This window comes from Methanoregula sp. (genome assembly GCF_049690535.1).
Classification (GTDB): Archaea; Halobacteriota; Methanomicrobia; order Methanomicrobiales; family Methanospirillaceae; genus Methanoregula.
In genome coordinates this window covers 1-3,831 of record NZ_JBAVMX010000011.1, presented here as the reverse complement: position 1 = coordinate 3,831, position 3,831 = coordinate 1, and the positions used below count along the sequence as shown (strand labels likewise).

Sequence of the window (3,831 nt, the reverse complement as noted above, 5' to 3'; positions counted from 1 at the left end):
ACCTCGACCTTGTTCTCAATGCTGAGTTTTTTGATCCGGGCCTGCCATTCCTTGTCTGCCGCTCCCCCTTTGACGACGCTCCGCTGTATGCGTTCCCGGTCGACACTGTCCAGAAAGGCGATCTTGTAGTCCTTATTTTTGAGGGATTTTCCCCGGAGTTCCCCGACGTCGTGCAGGAATGCATCGACCGTCGTATGGGGGATAATCACCAGGCACGACCGTCCCTTTTCGAGCGCCTCGTACAGCGTCGAGACCATGAAGAGCTGCCCATCGACCCCGGGTTCGAGGCTGTAGAGCACCCGGCTTCCCTTGGGTATCCCGCCCGCCAGCATATCGTCGATCCCGTACATCCCCGTTGAAATCATAACGCCAGAATCACCTGCCCCTTGCTGATCGTAAACTTATGCCAGTCCGCGTTTACGCCACGGATACCCATCACCCGGAAATAGTTGTCCGACCTCTCCACTTTGACCTCGATCACAATCGTCATGAGCTGCTTGATGAGGGAGATCGTCTTCTCATCAAATGCCTCGCTGTTGAGTACATAGATGCCAAATCCCTCGATCTTCTTTAATCTCGCCGTCATCACGTGAAGGAACTGGTACAGCACCTCGAGCTTGCGGTACATGAGAAGGGTCGAGACTGAGTTGACGCAGAACCGGATCGGGGGCGGGAAGAGCCCGGATTCCTCATCTGAAAACGTCCCCTCGAAGATCGTCTCGACCATGTGCGAGAACTTGATCCCGATCCCGGTCAGATCGGTGGGGTTCGTGACAAACATGAACCGCTCGGTATCGGAAATCGATGGCGTCGAGCTTTTGGTGATCGCATCGATCACGCCGACAAACTTCTTGTCGGCGCCGGCCACCTTGAACTGGTCGATCACTTCCGAGGCGCGCTCGTTTGTGGAAAGCATGATTGCATACTCCCCGGGCAGGGGTTTTGTGAGGGTATAGGCAAGCTGCTCCGCGTAACTGAGTGACGGTGCCAGAAGAAGAAGATTTGTTCCTGCATCAAACCCCCCGGTGGTCTGATCGATCTGGGGGATCCCGGTTTTATAGGAGTACATCTGTTGTCTGATTATTTCATGAGAATGTTTATAAGGGCTTTTGCCGGCAGGCCGGCGGGACGCCAGAGCACCCGTTACCGACGGGAATGACTGGGGTAAACCCTCTTAACCTTGGCTGCCAAAAGATTAGGTCAGATGTTCCACTGGATCTATGAACGGATGCTTCTCTCGCAGATAGAGGTTCTGCCCCGCCATATCTGTTTCATGATCAGTGGTGCCGATCTGGCCGCGGATCCGGGCAAGTGCGTGCAGGTGGCAAGCTGGAGTTCCGAGTTAAATGATCTTCTTGCCCGGCAGGGAGTGACAGAAACCGGCCAAAAACCCCCGGCGATCCAGGGCCTGACCTTCCACATCGCCCGGCTCTCCCCGGAAGAACTGGAACGCACGCTACCGGCCATAAAAAAGATCTCGTCCGTTGCCCGGCTCGTGCTGCACTACGGTACGACCGAGGAGGTTTCGGGCACCGGCCTCGATGTCGTGGTCGCGATAGGAAAGAGCGGGAGGGAAGAGATCACAGACTGCATACGCCGCCTGGCAGAGAATGGGATCCAGCCCTCCGCTATCGATGAGAAAACGCTGGAATCCTGCCTGATCTTCCGGTACGACCCGGACATCGTGGTAAAGACCGGCGGCGACCACCTGACCGATTTTCTGATCTGGCAGTCGGTCTACTCGGAACTGTTCTTCTCCGATATCAACTGGAAATACTTCCGGCGCGTGGACTTCCTGCGGGTGCTGCGCGACTACCAGTCCCGGACACGCCGGTTCGGGAAGTGAAGGGTAAAAACAGGGTAATTATTTTATCCGGATACTGATCCAGCTCGGGACGCCGCCCACGGTCCGTTCCATAAGGGCGTACTTGTTCTTGAGAGCAACCGTAAACGCCCTTCGGTCCGGGATCGTGGCGTAATCGTGGTCCCGGCACCAGCGTTCGAACCGCTGGTAGAGTTCGTCCTTTGCGATGATCGCATCCGGGCTCTCCTCGATCTCCCGCACGACAAGGGTACTGACAAACCTTTTTATGGGCTCCTCTTTTTTGCCTTTCTTTCCGGTCTTTTGTGGTACTGTGGCAGGTTGAGCCGGGAGAGGGGGGACCGCCGGGCGCTGCGGGGTCGGTTCCTGCGGTGGGATCCGGGGGTTTGTTACCGAGGGCGCCTTCCTCTCCTTTTTCTCCTTCATTACCTTTCCCGGCACCGTGGGATCTTCGGCGTTGATGACCGGCGGCGCTGCCGGGGCACTAGCAGCCCGGTCTGACGGTTGGGCATCCGGTGCGATGATCACCCGGGACGCTTTTTCCGGAATGGTCTTTTTTATGGGATGGTAATCGATCCCGAGCTGCCCTGCAAGCGCCCTGTTGCATGCGTCGCTGATATCCAGATGCTCCCGCTCTGCAGCTGCAATAATATCGGACCTGATCAGGACCGGCGTCTGCTGCCACCCGGTTCCCGCTGATTTTCCCGCACCCATAGGTTCACCATATTCCATCTGGTATGTTCCGGGAAATATAGTACGCGAATTGGATTTTTCCGGGATGGTGCGGGAGCGGTTTTAGTGCGCTTTTACACTCAGCCGCTGGTCGTAGATCCGGATCGCCCGCAAGAGGTCGATCTTCCGGAAGAGCGGCCAGTACGGTGCGCAGAAATAGACGGCCGACTCATGGCCGTTTGCAAGCCACGGCAGGAAGTTGGAGGTGCGGTACTCGTTCCCGGTCCGGATGATGAGATCGACCGGCGGGATATCTTTTCCCTCGTGGAGGTGGGATTCAACCATCTGCACGTCGATTGCCGATGGCGTTATCCTGCCCTCGCGGACATCTGATACAATCTCCCTAGCGGCGAGCACGATCTCGTTTCTTCCCCCGTAGGCAAGCGCGACGTTGAGGGTAAAGCCTTCGTAATTTTTCGTTGCCTCTTCTGCGGCCTCAATCGCTGTCCTCAGGTCGGCAGGAAGGAGCGACCGGTCGCCGACCATCTGGATGCGGATCTTGTACCGGTGCACCCGCTCGTCGGAGATGGTGCGGATGAACTTCTCCTTAAAAAGCCGGAAGAGTTCCCGTATCTCGTCCTCGGTCCGGTTGAAATTTTCCGTGGAGAACGAGTAGATAGTGATGTATCGGATCCCCAGTTCGTGGGCCCAGTCGAGCATCTCCTCGGTCTTGTCCGCGCCTGCCCGGTGCCCTTGTGCGGTGTCGATGCCCATCTCCTTTGCAAACCGCCGGTTGCCGTCCTGGATGATGGCGACGTGCGTGGGGATCTGCGTGCACTGCATCAGCAGGTACCGCTCGTACAGGGGTTCAAGAAGCCCGCGGAGGGTCACAGCGGCGTCACCTCGACGACCATGCCGCCGTCGGGGTACCGCTCGACGACTGACTTTTTCCCGGGGATCTTGTCCTTGTACTCTTCGAGCAGCCACCATGCGGTCTCGACCCGATCGCCGCAGTCGGAAAACTCGTCGTCTGCGAGGAATTTCCTGCACCGGGCGACGACCTCGTCCCGGGTGCCCGGGTGGAGGTCGAGCACGCCGTACACGATCGTCCCGTCTTCGGTCACTTCATCGAACGGCCGGGCTGTGTTCTCCGCGATGCGCTTTAAGCGCTCCCGGAGCTGCACCGAATCCTTGAACGACGAGGCGCACCAGTGGACTTTCTTGTGCTTTACGAGATCAGCGGCCCACTCGCGTGCACCCTCAACTGCGTTGTGCACGCCGTCGGCCGGCTCGTAGCCCCGCTCCCGCATATCGTCGGCGTTCGTCTCGCCCCATTC

General features: G+C 58.0%; 4 protein-coding genes and 2 pseudogenes. 1 reads left to right on the top strand and 5 read right to left on the bottom strand.

Annotated elements, in window-relative coordinates; translation table 11 throughout:
- Positions 1–365: pseudogene (locus WCE46_RS00710) on the bottom strand (GTP-binding protein); the annotation flags it as partial.
- Entirely contained in the window at positions 362–1,069 is a 708-nt protein-coding gene (locus WCE46_RS00705; RefSeq protein WP_424731780.1) for an RAD55 family ATPase, read from the bottom strand. The gene WCE46_RS00705 and the pseudogene WCE46_RS00710, both read right to left, overlap by 4 nt.
- A 135-nt stretch (positions 1,070–1,204) precedes the next feature.
- Between WCE46_RS00705 and WCE46_RS00700 the strand changes: the two genes are divergently transcribed.
- Positions 1,205–1,846, top strand: coding sequence for an undecaprenyl diphosphate synthase family protein (locus WCE46_RS00700; protein WP_424731779.1), 642 nt, complete (start codon positions 1,205–1,207; stop codon positions 1,844–1,846).
- 18 nt (positions 1,847–1,864) lie between these two features.
- Here the strand turns inward: WCE46_RS00700 and WCE46_RS00695 are convergent, their stop codons facing one another.
- The 3 genes and pseudogenes from WCE46_RS00695 to WCE46_RS00685 all read right to left on the bottom strand — a co-directional run.
- Entirely contained in the window at positions 1,865–2,554 is a 690-nt protein-coding gene (locus WCE46_RS00695) for a primase-like DNA-binding domain-containing protein (protein WP_424731778.1), read from the bottom strand.
- A gap of 63 nt (positions 2,555–2,617) precedes the next feature.
- A complete protein-coding gene (gene uppS / locus WCE46_RS00690) occupies positions 2,618–3,385 on the bottom strand; it encodes a polyprenyl diphosphate synthase (protein WP_424731777.1) in 768 nt (255 codons plus the stop codon).
- A pseudogene (locus WCE46_RS00685) lies at positions 3,382–3,831 on the bottom strand (radical SAM protein); the annotation flags it as partial. The pseudogene WCE46_RS00685 and the gene uppS, both read right to left, overlap by 4 nt.

Bases quoted from the DNA above. Each gene is read 5' to 3' on its own strand.
- WCE46_RS00705 (WP_424731780.1), bottom strand. From the start codon at position 1,069: ATGTACTCCTATAAAACCGGGATCCCCCAGATCGATCAGACCACCGGG.
- WCE46_RS00700 (WP_424731779.1), top strand. From the start codon at position 1,205: ATGTTCCACTGGATCTATGAACGGATGCTTCTCTCGCAGATAGAGGTT.
- WCE46_RS00695 (WP_424731778.1), bottom strand. From the start codon at position 2,554: ATGGAATATGGTGAACCTATGGGTGCGGGAAAATCAGCGGGAACCGGG.